The sequence below is a fragment of the Halomonas marinisediminis genome (assembly GCF_004347715.1).
Classification (GTDB): Bacteria; Pseudomonadota; Gammaproteobacteria; order Pseudomonadales; family Halomonadaceae; genus Halomonas; species Halomonas icarae.
Genome location: NZ_SLTR01000194.1, coordinates 1 through 316 on the forward strand (window position 1 = coordinate 1; position 316 = coordinate 316).

Here is a 316-nt window from a genome sequence, read left to right on the forward strand (position 1 = left end):
TTCCTGGCGCGCATCTCCAAGGGCCGCACGGTGCGTGAATACGTGCTGGGCGCGATGATCATCCCGGCGATCATGTGCTTTGTGTGGTTCGCCCTCGTGGGCGGCACGGCGATCGACCTCGAACTTCGCGGCGTGGCCGATGGCGCGATCCAGGGGGCGGGTCAGGCTGACCAGCTCTTCGCGATGCTGGCGGTGATGCTGTCCGAGGGGCTGGCCTATGCCATGTCCGTGCTGATCGTGATCCTGCTCTTGACCTACCTGGTGACCTCTGCCGACAGCGCGGTGCTGATCATCAACACGATCAACGCCGCGGGCG

The 316-nt window shown here is 65.2% G+C and carries 1 protein-coding gene; it reads left to right on the forward strand.

What is annotated here, in order from left to right; all coding sequences use genetic code 11:
• The coding region (locus E0702_RS16345; protein WP_205741988.1) for a BCCT family transporter at positions 1-316 on the forward strand (316 nt) is incomplete at both ends.